This is a genomic window from Mycoplasma yeatsii GM274B, from assembly GCF_000875755.1.
GTDB classification, from domain to species: Bacteria; Bacillota_I; Bacilli_A; order Mycoplasmatales; family Mycoplasmataceae; genus Mycoplasma; species Mycoplasma yeatsii.
The window spans coordinates 661185-679558 of record NZ_CP007520.1; the positions used below are offsets into that span (position 1 = coordinate 661185).

An 18374-nucleotide genomic window follows, 5' to 3' on the forward strand; every position below is an offset into this window, starting at 1 on the left:
GTTTTTATTATAATCCCATGAAGTAATTTATAGTTCTTACTAATTGTGAAACATATGAACTTTCGTTGTCGTATCATGAACAAACTTTAACCATTTGTCTTCCGTCAACGTCCATAATTTTTGTTAATGTTGCATCAAAAATTGAACCATAGTTTGAACCGATAGTATCTGATGAAACGATTGGTAAAGTTACATATTTCATTGCTTGAGCTAACTCAGCGTCGTTGTCTAATGCAGTTTTAATTGCATTGTTAATTTGCTCAATTGTTAATCCTTGAGTTTTGAATTCAACAGTTAAATCAGTAATTGAACCTGTAATTGTAGGAACACGTAATGCGTATCCATCTAATTTACCTTTTAAGTTTGGTAATACTAAGCTAACAGCTCTTGCAGCTCCAGTTGTTGATGGAATAATATTTCAAGAAGCAGCACGTCCTCTACGTAAGTCTTTATGAGGTAAGTCTAATAATTTTTGGTCATTAGTTACAGCGTGAACTGTAGTCATGAATCCTTTTTCGATTGTAAATGCGTCATCTAACACTTTAGCCATTGGTGCTAAACAGTTTGTTGTACATGAAGCTCCAGAAATAATAACATCTTCTGAAGTTAAGTCTTGGTGGTTTACACCATAAACAACAGTTTTTAAATCACCTGTTGCTGGTGCTGAGATAACAACTTTTTTAGCTCCAGCTTTAATGTGTGCAGAAGCTTTTTCTTTATCTGTATAGAATCCAGTTGATTCAATAACTAGATCAATACCTAATTCACCTCAAGGAAGGTTAGCAGCATCTTTTTCAGCAAAGATTTTAATTTCTTTTCCTTTTACAATGATTGAATTATCAGTATATGAAATTTCTCCTTCACAGAATAATCCATGAGCTGTATCAAATTCTAATAAATAAGCTAATGATTTTGTTTCTGTCAAGTCATTAATAGCAACGATGTCAACACCTTTTTCAAATAATCTTCTAAATGTTAAACGTCCAATTCTTCCGAATCCATTAATTGCAACTTTTTTTGACATAATTTTCTCTCCTATCAAATATAACAAGTTAATTATATTATTTTTTTTACTTTTTTAAAGTGTTCGAGCAACATAACTTAGCAATAAATTTCTTTTTTGATTATTTTAATGTTAATTATGCAAAAGACTTTGTAAGTAAAAGAGATGAGATATTAAAAATGAGCAAATTTATAATTGCTCATTTATTTAATAATTGTTTTGATAATTTCTATTTGGTCATTTCTTTCAGAATAATATAGTTTGTTTTCATAATCTTCTATTCCGATTTTTTGTAATTCTATAAATTCTAAAGTCTCATAAATTAAAATTAAATAATAAATAATTGTTTGAACATAAATTATAAAAGTTAGAAAATTATTAGCATCAACAATTTCATGTGGTAATAATTCAAAATCTCTTTCTTCAACAGCATCAATAAAATCAGATAGAATTTCTTCTGTAGAATAAACTTTATCAATACAATCAGAAACAGTATCTGCTTTTAATATTCTAATAAATGATTCTAAAAGTTTGCCTGAGAAAAAATCGAATTCTTTTATATTCTTTGTGATTTTTAATTCTTCAATAAAGTTTTTAGTATATTGAGTGACTAATTCATAAAAAGAATTTCTAATTTTAATATCTACTCCAAATTCGTTAACATGATCATAATTGTTATCTTTTAATTGTAAGTTTTGATATGTTTCTAAAAATTCTCTTTCAACTTTTAAAAGCGTTTTTAACCTAACTAAAAGTAATTCATTGTAGTCTTCATCTGGTTTATTAGTTTCAGAAATAAAAATGGCTTTAATTGTTGGAAATGATTCTTCAATTCAATTTTCAAATTTTTTAAAGTCATTCAGATCTTTTCACTTTGATCTTAGTGAGTACAAAAAATCAGGTTGTGATTGTGCTGCGTCTACTATAATTAGTAGTTCGTCATCAACAATTTTTTTTAATGCATCGTCGTATTTAAACATTTTTTGTCCTCTCTTTCTACAATATAGTATTAGGTTATTTTTTATAAAAATTAATCATCTAATTTTAAAACAGCAATAAATGCTTCTTGTGGAACTTCTACTGAACCAATTTCTTTCATTTTCTTTTTACCTTCTTTTTGTTTTTCTAGAAGTTTTTTACGTCTTGATTTATCAGCAGCGTGTAGTTTTCAAGTAACATCTTTTCGATACGCTTTTATTGTTTCTCTTGCAATTACTTTATTTCCAATTGTAGCTTGAACTGGCACTTCAAAGTTTTGTCTTGGGATTAACTCTTTTAATTTTAAAGTTAAAGCAGCTCCTCTTTGGTAAGCAAATTTTTGGTTAACTATCATAGAAAATGCATCAACCATATCACCATTTAACTTAATATCCATACGAACTAATTTTGATTCTTTGTACCCTATTAATTCATATTCAAAAGAAGCATAACCTCTAGAAATTGATTTTAACTTATTGAAAAAGTCAAAAATAATTTCAGCTAATGGCATTTGATAAATAAGTACACGTCTTGTATTATCAATAATTTCCATATCTTTATAAACTCCTAATTTGTTTTGACATAAGTTCATTAAATCACCAATATAGTCAACTGGAGTTGCGATTCTAATTTCTACAAATGGTTCTTCTATTTTTTTAATTCTTTGTGCATCAGGTAATTTAGCAGGATTATCTAATTCTAAAATGTCACCATTTGTTAAATGTACTTTATAAATAACGCTTGGTGCAGTTGCGATTAGTTCAAGATTGTATTCTCTTTCTAATCTTTCTTGAATAACTTCCATATGTAATAAACCTAAAAATCCACATCTAAAACCGAACCCTAATGCTTGACTAGTTTCAGGTTCATAAACTAAAGAAGAATCTGATAATTCAATTTTTTCTAAAGCTTCTTTAAAGTCTTGATATTTGTTAGTATCAATTGGATAAATTCCACAATATACCATTGGTTTTAATTTCTTATAACCTTCTAAAGGTTCAGATGCCGGATTATTAACACTTGTTATAGTATCTCCAACGTTAACATCTTTAATAGTTTTAATTGAAGCTGAAATTCATCCTACTTCTCCCGCTTCTAACATATCTTTTTTAACTATTTTTGGAGTTTTAATTCCTAGTGAGTTAACTTCATATTCAGCTCCAGTAGACATTAATTTAATTTTATCTCCAACTTTAATAGTTCCTTGTTTTAGTCTAATTGACATAACAACACCTAGATATTTATCATAATAACTATCAAAAATTAAAGCTTTTAATGGTTTATCATCTTCAGCATCATTTGGTGCTGGAATTTTTTCAACAATAGCTTCTAATACTTGTTCAACATTTAATCCAGTTTTAGCTGAAATTAAAGGTGCGTCACTACAATCTAAACCAATAATTTCTTCTATTTGTTCTTTAACTCTATCAACATCAGCACTAGCTAAATCAACTTTATTAATAACAGGAATAATTTCTAAATTATTATCTATAGCTAAATAAACGTTAGCTAAAGTTTGAGCTTCAACTCCTTGAGTAGCATCAACAACTAAAATAGCTCCTTCACATGCAGCTAAACTTCTTGAAACTTCATATGTAAAATCAACATGACCTGGTGTGTCAATTAAGTTAAAAATATATTCTTGATTATTTTTACTAGTATATTTTAATTGAACTGAGTTTAGTTTAATTGTTATTCCTCTCTCACGCTCAATATCCATAGAATCTAAAAGCTGATTTTGCATTTCGCGTTTTTCAACAGTTTCAGTTAATTCTAAAATACGATCAGCTAAAGTTGACTTACCATGATCGATATGAGCAATAATACTAAAGTTTCTTATTCTAGATTTATCCATATTATTCCTTTCTGTTATATATACTTTTTATTGTATTTATCTATAAATAAATTGATATTATCTTCTAATTCTTTATTAGCTTGTTTACTAAATACTTTATCTTTTGTGTTGTTAAACATTACATAGTGTGCAAAACAATCATTTTTTAATAATGTTTTTAATAAAGTTTCTGACATTTTAGTGTATCTTTGAGCAGTTTTATACTCATTATTGTTAGCTAGAATTAGAATTGGTAGGTCTTGTCTAATAAATTTTATATTATTTACATAACTATTAAATAGCATACATTTATAAACATCACGTAAAGCTGAAACGGTAAATGTCTTACTTAGCAATGGATCTTGGCTAAGATCTATATATTTTTCTAAAATATCATCATTTTCAATATTGCGATATTTTTTCATTACTTTAGTGAAGTTATTTAAATATGATATTTTTTTAAAATTACAAGCATATTTTTTACCTGAAAATAGTTCGATTAATAATAATAAAAGATTGTTTGATAATAAAGAAGCTAAATTAAATTCAATAAATGATGAAAATATTAATCCGTCAATTGTTTCAGAATATTTAATAGCATAAGCTTTTGCAAATACTGTTGCTAGAGAATGACCAACTAAATATAAAGGTAAGTGTTTATAAGTTTTCTTAATAAAATTATTTACTGATTTTAAATCTTCAACAACAAGTTGTCAACCATTAAAATAACTGAAAAACACGTTATCATCTTGAGTATTTTTATCTTTTTTACTTTTTGAAAAACCACGTTGTTCAGAACAAACTACTATTATATTTTGTTTATTCATTCTTTTTGCAAATTCACTATAACTTTTAACTGATTCAGTACCAGTAGCAATTAAATGTATAACTGCTTTTGGTTTTTTAGTGTCATTTCATAAATAAGTTTTTATTTCACTACCATCTACTGATTGAATTTGGAAATTATTAATCAACTGACTTGATTTCATATTATTTAACCTCTTTTATAACTAAATCAAATGTGGCATTATTAGCTAGTTGGTCTGCTAATTCATTATATTTATTATTATTGTGTGCTTTTACTCACTCGAATGAAATATTGATTTTTGATTTTTGATTATCAACAAATTGTTTATATTTTTTAGTAAAGTCAATTTTAGTTTCTCACTCTTTTGTTATTCACTTGCTAACTCCTTGATAATCATGACAAATTTTTAAGTTTTTAATATTATGATCTAAACAAAAATTAATTACTTGAATTGCAGCTAACACTTCTCCAGCAACATTTCTAAGACTAGCAATTGTGTTATCATCAAATCTTTGAGATATATGAATTTCTTTATCTTTAAGTAAAATAACAGCTCCTAAAGAATAAGTATTATCTTTAACGCTATAACTACCATCAGTATAAGCAACAGCAGCAGTATCACTATTTGGTCTAATAACTTTACTTAATTTATTTGATGAATTTGATTTTTGATCTAGCTTAGTTGATGAATTTGATTTCATATATTCTAATGCTTCTTTTTCAGTTGTAAATGATTTATATTCAGCATTAGAAAAATTTTCAACTTGAGCTTTAGCTTCAGATCAAGTTAAATATATCCCTGGTTTTTTTCCTTTTCTAACTACATAAAATTTTTGTTTACTCATAATAAAACCTCACTAGTAAGCTCTAGCAAAATATACTTGTAATTCTGAATCTTGTTTACAGTTAAAGCATTTTGATTTAGTTTGTTCTACATCAAAAGCAATACATCTAGAATTTGTTGAAGTTTTTTGTTTTACTTCATTTTCACATTCAATTCTTCCACAGAATGGAACTAGAACAAATCCTTGATTTTCTTTTAATATTTCAATGTATTGTTCAATTGTATCAGCTTTAGAAGTTTTGTTTTTTCTATTTTCTAAAGCTTTGTTGTATAGTGCTTTATCATAATCTTTAATCATTTGATTTACAACATTAACTACATCTTTTATATCTACTTTAACTTTATTAGTTTGTTCATCACGTCTTGAAATTGTTACTTGATTATTTTCTAAATCTCTAGGTCCTATTTCAATTCTAATTGGAATTCCTTTGATTTCTGCTTCACTTATTTTGAATCCAAAACTTTTATCTGTATCATCAATATCAACTCTATATTCAGATAATTGTTCTTTTAATTCGTTTGAAACTTTTACAACTTCATCTGTGTTTTTTACTTGGATAATTTGAACTTGAGTTGGCGAAATTAAGCTTGGTAAAACTAAACCGTTATCATCACTATGAGTCATAATAATAGCTCCAATTAAACGTGTTGAAACTCCTCAACTAGTTGAATAAGCGTGTTCTAATTTTCCTTCTTTATTTTGGAATTTTATATCATAAACTTTTGAAAAGTTATCTGCAAAAAAGTGAGAAGTTCCACATTGTAAAGCTTGTCCATCAAACATTAATGATTCAATTGTATAAGTATCTTGAGCTCCTGCGAATTTTTCTTTTTCAGTTTTTTTACCTGTTATAACTGGAAGTAATAAAACATTTTGAGCAAAATCTTTATAAACCTGTAAAGCTTTTAATGTGAATTGTTCAGCTTCTTGATATGAGTTGTGAACTGTGTGTCCTTCTTGTCATAAAAATTCACTAGTTCTTAAGAATGGACGAGTAGTTTTTTCTCAACGCATAACGTTACATCATTGATTATAAATTAGAGGTAAATCTCTATATGAATTAACTTCTTTACTGAAAAAATCCATCATTAAAACTTCACTAGTTGGTCTTATGAATAAAGCTTCTTCTAATTGTTTATCTCCAACTCTTGTAACTGTTGCAATTTCAGGAGAAAATCCATCAATATGTTCTTTTTCTTTATTAAATAATGATTCAGGAATTAAAACTGGAAAGTAAACATTTTGTACTTTCATTTTTTTAAATTCAGCATCTAATTGTTTTTGAATTAATTCTCAAATAGCATATCCATAAGGTCTGAAAATCATTGTACCTTTTACTGGTCCATAACTTGCTAATTTTGCATTAATTACAGTATCTGTATATCATTTTGAAAAATCAATATTACGTGGTGTTATTTTATCTAATTGTTTTGCCATTTTTTCTCCTACTTTCTTCTTTTACAATTCCATCAGTACCAAAATATAATGTGATTTTTAATCCTGATTTATCAATTGCTTGTTGTGCTTTTCTATAAATTTCATAGTTTCTAATCATAATTCAATCTATAGCTTCAACTTGAATTTCTTCTGAAATAATAGCCATAGATTTAGATCTATCTCAAATTCAATCTTTTTTAGTTATTTTAGCTAAATATTTAGGATTGATTCCTATTATCATAACATCTTTAGGGTTAAATCCAGAATCGCTCATTCATTTTCAAAAGTGAGCTCTTGTTGAAACATCAAATTCTAATGAGATTGTATGTTCTTTTTGTTGATAAGTTCATACAACATATTCTTCTTTAGGTTTTAAAATCAATTGTCTAACTGGACGAATACCATAATCTAAGATATTTTGTCAATTTTTATGATCAGTATAGAATAAAAAATATTCAATATTTTTCTTTTCAAATAAATCGATAATAGTTTTCTTTTCACTTTCTTTTGAGATAAAAAAAGATTTTAAAAGATTGTCAAAGTAATTATGTCTAATAAGGTCACTATTAGTTTTTCAAATCTTTAATCTTGATAAAAGTTCTTTTGTTTTTTCTTTATTAAATTCTTTAATTTTATATTTAAAGCGACCTTTTTTCTTATCCATTTGTTTTTACCGATTCTTTCTTTATTAATTATAATATTTTTTTAAGATTTAAAAAATAAAAAAGACTGCTAAGCAGTCTTGTTTTTATTCTAAAATGGCGGGTTAAGAGAGACTCGAACTCTCGCGCCGGGTAACCGACCTAACACCTTAGCAGGGTGTCCTCTTCACCAACTTGAGTATTAACCCATATTTTTTGTTACTTTATAATTATTACATAAAAAAGCATTAAATAAAACTATAAAATACTAAGTTTTTAATTTTGTAGTAAGTACAAGCAAAGTGATGGTGTTAAATAAGTTAATTTTTCAAAATAAAAAGTTCAAATTAAATTTGAACTTTTATTATATTATTTAGTAAATTTTGTTCCACTTAATCCTTGTAAAACTTTGTCTGCTTGTTCTAGTGAACCTATATATGCAGGTTTACCCTTAGTTTGTTGAACAAATGACATAGCAGCTTCAATTTTTGGAAGCATTGAACCTGCTGCAAAATGACCTTGTGAAATATATTCTTCAGCTTGTTGTAATGTTATTGAATCTAATGATTCTTGATTTGGTTTTTTGTAATTAATCATAACTTTATCAACAGCAGTTAGAATAATTAAACTTTCAGCATCAATTATCTCAGCAATTTTAGCAGCAGCGAAGTCTTTATCGATAACTGCAGCAATACCTGTTAATTTATCATTTTCTAGATAAACAGGTATTCCTCCACCTCCACCAGCGATTGTAATAAATGAATTGTTGATTAACTGTAATAAAATTTCTTTTTCAACAATATCAATTGGTTTTGGTGAAGCGATAACTCTTCTTCATCCTCTTCCAGCATCTTCAACAACAGTTCATGAGTTTTGTTCTGCTAATGTTTTAGCTTCTTGTTCACTCATAAATGAACCGATTGGTTTTGTTGGTTTTAAGAATGCAGGATCGTTTTTATCTACTAAAGTTTGAGTAACTATACTTGCAATGTGTTTGTTTAATTTTCTTGATTTTATTTCATTATCAATTGCTTGTTGTAAGTGATATCCAATGTATCCTTGGCTCATAGCTCCACATTCAGGAAAATCAACAATTGGAGATTTTGAATCGTTTTTATTAGCGATATCAAAAGCATTATTAATCATCCCAACTTGTGGACCGTTTCCATGAACTATTACAATATCATTACCTTGTTCAATGAAATCTACAAGTGATTTAGCTGTGTTTTTAACTATTTCTTTTTGTTCTATTGGTGTGTTTCCTAAAGCGTTTCCACCAACTGCAATAACTATTTTTGCCATTTTTTTCTCCTATTAGGCAATTGTTCCACCAATTGCTCCACCAATTAGTAATAATGTTAATGAACTTGCTGCAAGAACTCCTAAGAATGGTGCAATACCTTTTAAGAATTTTGCATAATCCATTCTAGCAATAGCTACAGCTCCCATAACAACTCCACTTGTAGGAGTAATTAAGTTAACTAATCCTGATGCAAATGAGAACGCTGTAATTGATCCTGAAGCTAGTACATCTTTATCTTTTACAACAATACCAGCTAATAATGGGAATACAGCTCCAGCAAATCCACTAGTTGAAGGGATTAAGAATGATAGTGGAATAAATAATATAAACATTACTAAAAGAATTAATATTGGTGATTTAATTGCACCTATTGATGATTCTAAACCTGTTACGAATAATTCTTGCATGTGTGTTTCTTTTAATATTCAAGTAACACCACCAGCAACAGCAATAACTAAACATACTCCTAAAAGATCACAAGCACCAGTCATAAATTCTTTAATGAATTTTTCTTCTCCTAAAGAGTTGATAATAGCTAGTACTATTGAGCTGATTAAAAAGATTGCAGCCACAGATTCTAATCCTCCGTGTCCAAATCCGGCATCAGTTCCTGTTAAGTAAGGAATATGAAGTTTAATTCAATCAGCAAATATTTCAGCATTTCTGTTACCTAATATTTTATCTCATCCAACTAGATAGAATATCATTATTAAGAATGCGATACCAAAAACTGAAATTGTTAATTTTCTTCTTCAGTTCATTTCGATTTTTTCAGTAGAATTTGTTAAGAAGAATTTTTTATCTTCTTCTAAAGTTTTGAATACTATTGATTTAGCAGGGTTGTTTTTTACTTTTTTAGCATAAAGCATAACCATTGTGATTGAGATACTCATTAAAGTTATGAATGATACTAAACGTCATACTAATCCATCACCAGTATCTGTTAATTTACTTCCAGCTTTATTTAAACTGTCAACAGCAACACCGATTAAGAATGGGTTAACAGTTGAAGCCAAAACTCCAGTTCCAGCACCAACTAAAACGATTAATAATCCTGTAAATTTATCAAATCCAGCTGCAACCATTAAAGGAATACATATCATGTAAAATCCTAGTGATTCTTCAGCCATACCTTCTGCTGTTCCACAAATACCAAAGAATAACATCAATGGAATAATTGCTCAAATTTCTTTACCTTTCATTTTAGCAACTATTGATTGAGAGAATCCTTCTAAGGCTTGTGAAGCAACAACTATATTAATAAATGCCCCTAAGCAAAGAACGAAGATTATGATTTCTGCTCTATCTATAAATCCTTGCATTGGTGCTTTGAATAAATCAAATATACCAACAGCAACGATTGCAGTTTCTTTTCCTTCAACTTTTACTTGAACACCTGATCATTTAAGTATTCATGATATTAAAACCAATACAGCAATTATGATAAGTAGTATTGAGAATGCAGACAGCATTTTAAACTGTCTTTTTTTCTTTTTAACTACTTGTTCGTGATTTTGTTGTTCAACAGTCATACTATTTTCCTATTGTAGCAACCATCACAGCTTTAATTGTGTGAAGTCTATTTTCTGCTTCTTCGAAAACTACTGAATGTTTAGATTCAAATACTTCGTTTGTTACTTCCATTTCTGTTAATCCAAATTTTTCATGGATTTGTTGAGCAACTTCTGTATTTAAATCGTGGAACGCTGGTAAACAGTGCATAAAAATTACATCATCTTTTGCAACTTTAATAGCATCCATGTTTACTTGGTAAGGTTTTAATAAGTTAATTCTTGATTCTCAAACTTCTGCTGGTTCTCCCATTGAAACTCAAACATCAGTGTAAATTACATCAGCATCTTTACATGCAACTTTCATATCTTCAACTAATGTAATTGTTGCACCTGTTTCTTTAGCGATTTCTTTACATTCTTTTACAAGATCTTCGTTTGGTCATAATTCTTTTGGAGCTGCAGCAACAAAGTGCATACCCATTTTAGCACAACCAACCATTAAAGAATTTCCCATGTTGTTTCTAGCATCTCCTGCAAAAACAAATTTTAATCCTTTTAAGTTACCTTTGTATTCTTCGATTGTTAAGAAGTCAGCAAGAATTTGAGTTGGGTGGAATTCATCAGTTAATCCATTATAAACAGGAACACCTGAGTATTTTGCTAATTCTTCAGCAACTTTTTGATCAAATCCTCTGAATTGAATAGCATCATACATTCTACCTAAAACTCTAGCACTATCTGCTACTGATTCTTTTTTACCAAATTGTGAACCTGATGGTCCTAAATATGTAACGTGAGCACCTTGATCTAAAGCACCTACTTCGAATGCACATCTAGTTCTTGTTGAGTCTTTTTGGAATAGTAAAACAACGTTTTTTCCTTCCATTGTTTTTACTTCATTTCCAGCATATTTTGCTCTTTTTAAGTCTCTAGATAGATCTAATAAGTATCTTATTTCTCTTGGTGTGAAATCTAATAATTTTAAAAAACTTCTACCTTTTAAATTTAAAGCCATATTTCTATCCTACCTATTATTTAATTTCTTGTAAGTCTTCTCTTCATAGTGGCATAGTCATACATCTTGGTCCACCTCTACCACGTGATAATTCAGATGAAGGAATAGTTAATACTTCAACTCCAGCTTTTCTTAGTAAGTCAATTGTTACTCAGTTTCTGTCATAAGCAATAACTTTACCTGGTCTAATTGTTACAACGTTAGTTCCATCATTTCATTGTTCTCTACCTGCAGCAATTGAGTCATTTCCACCACATCTAATGATTTGAACTTCTCTACCTACTGCATCATTTAATAATTCGATTAATGTTTTTTTAATTTCTTTAGTTCCTTCTTTTGAAACTTCATAAATTTTAAATTCATCAATGTGATCGAAAATTAATGGGTGAGCAATAAATTTGTCATAATCAACGTTTGTAAACACTGTATCTAAGTGCATGAACGCACGTGATTTTGGTAAATCTAAAACAATAACTTTAGTATAGTTTGATTCTGGGTCATTAAATAATCTTTCACTAAATTTTTCAATAGCTTTTAGTGTAGTTCTTTGAGTAACTCCAATAATTAAAGTTTCTTTGTTTAAAACTAGAATGTCTCCACCTTCGATAGATTCATCTTTTCAATCTCTTTCATAGTAGTAAGGTACTTGATTTGCAAATCTTTCGTGGTGTTTGAACACTAAATCAGGGAAAATAGTTTCTCTGTTTCTTGTTACAGATCACATTCTGTTCATTGTTATTCCGTTTCCAACACTTGCGAATGGATCTCTTTGGAATAACACGTTTGGTAGTGGGTCTGCTATGAATGGATATGCTTTGTATCCTTCATCAATTCCTAATTCAAGTTTTTTAGTTCCAGCGATCATTTTTTTGATCATTCTGTAGTTGTCTAAACTACTGATAAAGTCACGGAATTGTTTTTTGTATTTTTCTTCAACGTTAGCTTCAGAAATAAATTGGTCAATGAATTCATCTCTTAGCTCTGGGTGTTGATCTAAAGTTTCCGCCGCTAATTTTTCAATATATAAAACTTCTATTCCATTATCACGCATGATTTGAGTAAAAGCGTTATGTTCTTGAATAGCTACGTCTTTAAACGGAACATCATCAAATAATAATCTTTCTAAAAGTTCAGGAGTTAAGTTTTCAACTTCATCTCCTGGCCTATGAACAAGAACTGTTTTTAAAGTTCCTATTTCAGAAAAAACGTTTATTTTCTTTTCCATATTTAATACATACCTCCCGATCATCAATCTTAAGATGACGACAATTTTATTATTGCAAAAAAAAAAAAAAAATAGAAGTCTTGAACAATAATTAATAAAATATTCAATAATTATGTATGTAAATATCTAAAATATATGGATTAATATAACTTCATTTTTAAATATTGAATGATAACATTAAAATATTAAGAGGTGAAAAAATGTATAAAATGGCAAGTCTTTTTGCTGGTGTTGGTGGTATTGATTTAGGGTTTGAATCAACTGAAAAATTTAAAACAATATGAGCTAATGAATATGATAAAAATGCAAGAATAACTTATGAAAGTAACTTTGATATTAAAGTTATTGGTGATGATATAAGAAGTGTTGATACTAAAACTGTTCCTGAAATTGATGTATTATTATCCGGTTTTCCTTGTACTTCTTTTAGTATCGCAGGATATAGAAAAGGGTTTGAAGACGAAAAATCTGGTGATCTATTTTTTGAAACATTAAGATTTATTGTAGCTAAAAAACCAAAAGTAATTTTTTTAGAAAATGTTAAAAATTTAGTAACTCATGATAACGGAAAAACTTTTAAAATCATAACAGATTCATTACAAGAAAACGGTTATAAGATTAAGTATAAAGTGTTAAATGCAAAAGATTATGCAAACATACCTCAAAATAGAGAACGTATTTACATTGTTGGTTTTAAAGATGAAAAAAGTTGAAATAAATTTGAATTTCCTAACCCAGAAAAACTAACAAAATTCATTCCTGATATGCTAGAAAAAGAAAGTGTGAGTGATGAATTCTATTATTCTAAAGATAAGAATGTATTTTATAAAACTTTAGAAGAAAGTATGATTAAAACAAATGTTATTTATCAATGAAGAAGAAAATATGTAAGAGAAAATAAGAGCAACGTTTGTCCTACTTTAACAGCTAATATGGGAACAGGTGGTCATAATGTACCATTGATAAAAACTCAATTTGGTATAAGAAAACTAACCCCTAGAGAATGTTTCAATTTTCAGGGATATCCAAAAGATTTTATTCTTCCAAAATTAGCAAAATCTCATCTTTATAAACAAGCAGGAAATTCTGTAGTAGTTCCTGTTATTAATAAAATTGCTCAAAACATTTTAAAGGCATTAGAAAGTTAAAAAAACGATTAGGAAACCTAATCGTTTTTATTATAAAATTCATATTCTCCTGTAATCATATTTACTTTTGCATAAGGTTTTAGATTATCTTTTTCAATAATTTTAGAGATTATAGAAAATCTAGGCCTTCTCTTTTCTTCTTGTTGCTGAGCAAATGTTTGACCTTGTTTAACTTCAATGCTTTTTAAATTTTGTATTGGAATTTTATATAAATACAACAAATCATCTTGTTGATCTAATCTTGCAAATTCTAGTATCTCAAATTCACTTCTAGGTCCAAAAGAAGTTAGATCTATGTTATAGTTAGATGAAGATTTTATTTGAACTTTTAACCCTTCTTTAGAAATCGCATCTTCAGATCCATCATTGTGACTAATTTGATAATCATTTATATGACACACAATAAATTCAGAAAATATTTCATGAAAGTTAACACCACGAGTATATGATATTTTAATTTTTTTATTTAATTCTTTTCATAATGGATAAAGCGAAATTATCTCATCATATTTTTCTTTTGTTATAGTTTTTAACATAACTCACCTTTTCTAAGACTAAATAAATCCTTTTACATAAAGTGGATTAATGCTGTTTACATCATCAACTAATTCAAACATTTCTTTAGTCTCTAAATAAGTATTAGCAAAATCTATCTCATAATCTTTTACAAGTTTAAAATCGTTGTATTTTTTAATATAAAAATCTAATTGATCAGCTTCAATTAATTGAACATTTTCTAAAATTTTAAATTGATCATAAACTGCAAAATAGTACTTATTTCCTCTAGCGTCCAAGATAGAAATTGCTTTATTTTTGCCTGCTTGAAACATTAATGAATCAATTAAATAAACTTTAATATTATTATTTAAAACTTTAATGGTTTTAACTATAGTTAATCCCACTCTAACTCCAGTATAACTACCAGGACCTTTAGTTAAATAAAATGAATCAATATCTTTAATAGTTAAATTGTTATTAGTTAAAAATTCTTTTAATTTTTCTATAGCTATGTCTGATATTTTTTTATTATTATCAACAATTAATTTATCTACTATTTTATTATTCTTTTCTAAAATATAAACAAGTTTTCAATTAGTAGTATCTATAAAAAGGTTCATAATTATTCTCCTATAATAAATATTCTTTTGTTTTCATCAATTATTTTAATATCAATTGTTATTTTATTTAATTTATTAAAATCTAAATTTAAGTTTTCATATCACTCAACAACATTAATACTATTGTCAAACTCATCTAAGTACATATCTATTTCAGAATCATTACTTAATCTATAAGCATCAACATGATTAATATTAAATTTATCAGTTTTATATTGATTCATAATTACAAAAGTTGGAGATGACACATTTTCACTAACACCTAATTCTTTTAATAATGACTTTGTAAATGTTGTTTTACCCGCACCTAAATCACCATTTAATAAAATATAAAAAGGTAGTTGTTTATCTTTAATTTCTAAAGCTAAAGTTTTAGCAAATTGTTTTGTTTCATCTAAATTATTAATACAAATTTCTTTCATAATAACTCCTATGATTGACTATATTATTGATTTTATATCAATATTTAATATTAATATAGTTAATAAAGTTTATAGTTTAAATAAAAAATCTTTTCTAAGTTTAAATTAGAAAAGATTTTAATTTTATAATCATTTATTAAATACTTTTTTATATCCCATCTTAGTTAATTCAGCTACTATGAAATATCCACTAAGTATTGCTACTGCAATTGGCAAGAATACTCAACCTGGTGTTTTTAATTGAATTAAGCTTCCTAAATTTGATTGTTCAACAAATGTAATAAATATTGCTATAGCAGTTACTAGTCCAGCAATAGTGTAAATTGGTCATGATGAACGACTTTTTACTATTGTTAAGTGTTCTGTACGTAAAACTTGGAATACTAAAGTTTGAGATAATAATCCAATTAAGAATCAACAAGCTTGGAATTGAGCCATATACATATTAGCATCACCAGTATTATTAGCAACTGCATTGTTATAACCAGTTACAAATCCTAGAGCGTATCCAGCTATTGCAAATGTAATAAGGTCAAATATTGAACTGACTGACCCATTTATGATCGTAAATGGTAAGAGATCTTTTGAATTCCAACGCTGCGGCGTTTTTAAGAATGATGCATCAACATTATCCATAGATACTCCAAATTGAGAAAAGTCATAAATTAAGTTTTGTAATAAAATTTGAGCCGGAGCCATTGGAGCAAATGGTAGTCAAACTGTACCAATTAAAACTGATAAAGAGTTACCAAAGTTTGAAGCGGTTGTAATTTTAATATATTTTAAAATATTAGAAAAAACTGTTCTTCCTTGGATAATTCCTTTTTCTAATACTAGAAGTGATTTTTCTAAAAGAATAATATCACTTGCATCTTTTGCAATATCAGTTGCATTGTTAACTGAAATTGCAACATCACTTTGTCTTAAAACAGGTGCATCATTAATTCCATCACCCATATATCCAACAACATGATCATTTTGTTTTAAAATTTGAATAATTTTAACTTTTTGTAATGGATTTAATTTTACAAAAATATTATTATTTTCTACGATTTTTTTTAACTCATAATCAGTTGCTGCATCAATTTCTTCACCAGTTACTAAACCTTTAATTTGTAGATCTACCATTTTACAAATAGCTCTAGTAATAGGTTCGTTATCTCCTGTTAAAATTTTTAATTCAACACCGTATTTATTTAATAATTTAATAGTTTGTTTTGTTGAAGGTTTTGGTGTATCTAAAAATGATGCAAATCCCATGAATGTTAAATTTGTTTCATCATCAGCAGAAAATCTATTTTGATTTTTTCTGATAACTTTATAAGCAACACCTAATAAGCGTTTTCCTTGTTTATTAATTTTTTGATAATATGTTTGAATTTGTCTTTTAATAGCTTCTGTTAAATTAACAACTTTTCCGTCTTGTAACACTTTAGAACATGAGTTTAAGATTTCTTCAACACTACCTTTAGTAACCATTGTTCTTTTATCTTTGTCATCATCAAAAATAATTGTTAATTTTCTTCTATTAAAATCAAATGGTATTTCATCTATTTTAGTTATATCTTCAATAGAAAAATCGTGAATATGTTTTTTAACATAATCAACAATAGCTTTATCCATAGGATTTTTTAATCCTGTTTGATAATAACTATTAATATATAAATATTTTAATAATAATGGGTCAGCTTTTTTATCAACTGTTAAATAATCAATAAGTTCAATTTTATCATTTGTAAGTGTTCCTGTTTTATCAGTACATAATACATCAATTGCTCCTAAAGATTGAATAGCTTCTAATCTTTTAACAACAACTTTTTGTTTAGTCATTCTAGAAGCTCCATTTGCTAAATTAGTAGTAACTATCATTGGCAGCATCTCAGGAGTTAATCCAACTGCAACAGCAACTGCAAAAAAGATTGCTTCAAATCATGGATTATCTTTTATAGTATCAAAAGTACCTTTTGCAGCAACTATTCCAATTATTGATTTTGTTAAATATACTGTTGGAACCATTACTAACATAAAAATTAATAATAGTCTTGTTACTCTTTTAATACCTTTTGTAAAACTTGAATCCGGACGTTTTTCCATAATAGTTTTACTAATTGTTGAAAAGTATGTGTCATTTCCTGTTGCTAAAACAATAGCAATAGCACTACCAGAAACAACACTAGTTCCTGTATAACAAATATTTTCTAAATCTAAAATATTATTTGTTGAATATCTATTTATTGCATGTTTTTCAACAGGCATAGATTCACCTGTTAATGAAGATTGATTAATAAATAAGTCGTTTGATTGAATAATTCTCACATCAGCTGGTAACATATCTCCACTTGAAAGATAAATTAAATCACCAGGTACAACTTGTCTTACATCGATTTCTTCACCTAGTTTAATTAAATCTAATTGATTTCTTTTTGTAATTTTTAAATATTCATCTAACTCATCGTCATATTTATGTCTAATAATGTTAGTAGTACTTCTAACGATAGTAGCAATTCTTTTAGTTACAAAATGACTTCTCAATGATTGAATAAATGAAGCAATACCACTTGCTACAACCATTGAAATTATTATGATTCCTCCTACTAGATCAAAGCTTGAACTATTATCTGTATCTTGTCCAAAACCATTTGTTCCATATGAAATAAAGTTATATAATGCAATTAAAATTAAAACAATATTAAATGGACCAAAAAACGCACTCATAAATTCTCTAAAAATACTGTAATCTTTTCTTTTTAATTCATTAGTTCCGTATTTTTTTAATCTTGCTTCATATTCATCATTAGTTAATCCAAAGTGTGTTAAATTCATCACTTGTAAAATTTCAGATTGATCTAATGATGAAACGTTTTTTATAAATCTTTCATTTCTAAATTGAGCAGGTTTTTTTTGATTTTTTAGCTTTCTAGGAGAGTATTTTTTTGTTGTAAATTTAAACATGTTTCTACTCCTTTTCAAAGTTAGCTAAACTATGTTATAAATCAGTTACTGTACATTAAAAGTGGCATAACTTATAACATAACTTAGCTTTATATTTTTTAGTTTGTTGATACTATGGGACTCGGGATTTT

16 protein-coding genes and 1 tRNA gene are annotated in these 18374 nt (G+C 27.4%); 1 reads left to right on the plus strand and 16 read right to left on the minus strand.

Annotated elements, in window-relative coordinates; all coding sequences use genetic code 4:
• Window positions 1-7 precede the first annotated feature (7 nt).
• The 12 genes from gap to MYE_RS02855 all read right to left on the minus strand — a co-directional run bounded on the left by gap (window position 8) and on the right by MYE_RS02855 (window position 12603).
• Window positions 8-1024: a type I glyceraldehyde-3-phosphate dehydrogenase gene (gene gap, locus MYE_RS02800; protein ID WP_042733445.1), complete on the minus strand. Its 1017-nt coding sequence runs from the start codon at window positions 1022-1024 to the stop codon at window positions 8-10.
• A 182-nt stretch (window positions 1025-1206) separates the two neighbouring features.
• Window positions 1207-1983, minus strand: a complete 777-nt coding sequence (locus MYE_RS02805) for a hypothetical protein (protein ID WP_042733446.1) — start codon at window positions 1981-1983, stop codon at window positions 1207-1209.
• Window positions 1984-2033: 50 nt separating this feature from the next.
• On the minus strand, window positions 2034-3836 hold the full coding sequence (gene lepA, locus MYE_RS02810; RefSeq protein WP_042733447.1) for a translation elongation factor 4: 1803 nt from the start codon (window positions 3834-3836) through the stop codon (window positions 2034-2036).
• Between the two features lie 14 nt (window positions 3837-3850).
• Window positions 3851-4804 (minus strand): alpha/beta hydrolase, encoded by a 954-nt coding sequence (locus MYE_RS02815; RefSeq protein WP_042733448.1) that lies wholly within the window; start codon window positions 4802-4804, stop codon window positions 3851-3853.
• A gap of 1 nt (window position 4805) precedes the next feature.
• A complete protein-coding gene (locus tag MYE_RS02820; RefSeq protein WP_042733449.1) occupies window positions 4806-5468 on the minus strand; it encodes a ribonuclease H1 domain-containing protein in 663 nt (220 codons plus the stop codon).
• Window positions 5469-5480: 12 nt separating this feature from the next.
• The gene (proS, locus tag MYE_RS02825; RefSeq protein ID WP_042733450.1) at window positions 5481-6905 is read right to left on the minus strand and encodes a proline--tRNA ligase; all 1425 of its coding nucleotides are present in this window, start codon (window positions 6903-6905) and stop codon (window positions 5481-5483) included.
• On the minus strand, window positions 6886-7569 hold the full coding sequence (locus MYE_RS02830; protein WP_042733451.1) for a hypothetical protein: 684 nt from the start codon (window positions 7567-7569) through the stop codon (window positions 6886-6888). The genes proS and MYE_RS02830 overlap by 20 nt, the downstream gene beginning before the upstream one ends.
• 95 nt (window positions 7570-7664) lie before the next feature.
• Window positions 7665-7755 (minus strand) — tRNA-Ser (locus MYE_RS02835).
• Window positions 7756-7915: 160 nt separating this feature from the next.
• A complete protein-coding gene (gene arcC, locus MYE_RS02840) occupies window positions 7916-8848 on the minus strand; it encodes a carbamate kinase (protein WP_042733452.1) in 933 nt (310 codons plus the stop codon).
• Window positions 8849-8860: 12 nt separating this feature from the next.
• Window positions 8861-10321, minus strand: a complete 1461-nt coding sequence (locus MYE_RS02845; protein WP_144402429.1) for a YfcC family protein — start codon at window positions 10319-10321, stop codon at window positions 8861-8863.
• Window positions 10322-10382: 61 nt separating this feature from the next.
• A complete protein-coding gene (argF, locus tag MYE_RS02850; RefSeq protein WP_004429425.1) occupies window positions 10383-11378 on the minus strand; it encodes an ornithine carbamoyltransferase in 996 nt (331 codons plus the stop codon).
• A 16-nt stretch (window positions 11379-11394) separates the two neighbouring features.
• Window positions 11395-12603 carry an arginine deiminase gene (locus tag MYE_RS02855; RefSeq protein ID WP_004429424.1) on the minus strand — a complete coding sequence of 403 codons (1209 nt, stop codon included), beginning with the start codon at window positions 12601-12603 and terminating at the stop codon, window positions 11395-11397.
• 200 nt (window positions 12604-12803) lie between these two features.
• On the opposite strand from MYE_RS02855, the gene dcm reads away from it, so the two are divergent.
• Window positions 12804-13751 (plus strand): DNA cytosine methyltransferase, encoded by a 948-nt coding sequence (gene dcm / locus MYE_RS02860; RefSeq protein ID WP_042733454.1) that lies wholly within the window; start codon window positions 12804-12806, stop codon window positions 13749-13751.
• Between the two features lie 17 nt (window positions 13752-13768).
• Here dcm and MYE_RS02865 read toward each other — a convergent pair whose 3' ends face one another.
• From MYE_RS02865 to mgtA, 4 genes are all read right to left on the minus strand, one after another.
• Window positions 13769-14287: a Bsp6I family type II restriction endonuclease gene (locus tag MYE_RS02865; protein ID WP_042733455.1), complete on the minus strand. Its 519-nt coding sequence runs from the start codon at window positions 14285-14287 to the stop codon at window positions 13769-13771.
• Between the two features lie 18 nt (window positions 14288-14305).
• Window positions 14306-14869, minus strand: a complete 564-nt coding sequence (tsaB, locus tag MYE_RS02870) for a tRNA (adenosine(37)-N6)-threonylcarbamoyltransferase complex dimerization subunit type 1 TsaB (RefSeq protein ID WP_042733456.1) — start codon at window positions 14867-14869, stop codon at window positions 14306-14308.
• 2 nt (window positions 14870-14871) lie between these two features.
• Window positions 14872-15291: a tRNA (adenosine(37)-N6)-threonylcarbamoyltransferase complex ATPase subunit type 1 TsaE gene (gene tsaE / locus MYE_RS02875; RefSeq protein ID WP_004429419.1), complete on the minus strand. Its 420-nt coding sequence runs from the start codon at window positions 15289-15291 to the stop codon at window positions 14872-14874.
• A 123-nt stretch (window positions 15292-15414) separates the two neighbouring features.
• Window positions 15415-18243, minus strand: coding sequence for a magnesium-translocating P-type ATPase (gene mgtA / locus MYE_RS02880; protein ID WP_042733457.1), 2829 nt, complete (start codon window positions 18241-18243; stop codon window positions 15415-15417).
• Window positions 18244-18374 lie beyond the last annotated feature (131 nt).